1 protein-coding gene is annotated in these 714 nt (G+C 67.5%); it reads left to right on the top strand.

The window, feature by feature from the left end; all coding sequences use genetic code 11:
• Nucleotides 1-201 precede the first annotated feature (201 nt).
• The coding region (locus ACOADB_RS14385; RefSeq protein ID WP_378599817.1) for an AraC family transcriptional regulator at nt 202-714 on the top strand (513 nt) is incomplete at its 3' end.

The following is a 714-nucleotide window of genomic DNA, read 5'->3' as shown; positions in this document are numbered from 1 at the left end:
TCACGCGAACCAGGGAGTCGGGCGACGGGTGGAGAAGTCGTCGTGGCGGACCCAGGAGATCAGGGACCGCAGGAGCAGGGCCAGGAAGAGGATCAGGAAGAGGTTCATGGCAGTAATCATGCTCTTGGCAGATTCCTGCCACCAGTGGCAGAAAAGCCGCTTTGCGTTGATTTACTGCCATGTCCGTGACAAGGTGGCGGAATGCTGACGAACGTTGCCGTCCTGGCCTTCGACGGGGTCGCTCCGTTCGAGCTCGGCATCCTCTGCGAGGCGTTTGGGATCGACCGGACGGCCGACGGGGTCCCCGCCCTCGACTTCGCCGTCTGCGCCGAGAACAACCTCCCGATGCGGACCTCGATGGGGTTCAACCTGCAGACCGACTTCGGGCTGGACCGCGTCGCGGAGGCCGACCTGGTCGGCATCCCGGCCATCCCGCGTGGTGGCGTGCCGTCCGACGCGGTCATCGAGGCGATCCGCGCGGCCTACGACCGCGGGGCGCGGATCATGTCCGCCTGCAGCGGTGCCTTCGCGGTCGGAGCGGCCGGCCTGCTGGACGGGCGCGAGTGCACGACCCACTGGATGTACACCGACGAGCTGCAGCGACGGTTCCCCGAAGCGATCGTCGTGCCCGAGGTCCTCTACGTCGACACCGGCCAGATCGTCACCAGCGCCGGGAGTGCCGCCGGCCTCGATGCTGCGCTGCACATCTGGCGC

It is taken from the genome of Nocardioides sp. CPCC 206348 (assembly GCF_048654705.1).
Classification (GTDB): Bacteria; Actinomycetota; Actinomycetes; order Propionibacteriales; family Nocardioidaceae; genus Nocardioides.
Note: the sequence above shows the minus strand (reverse complement) of the source record. Positions and strands in the feature narration are given on the sequence as shown.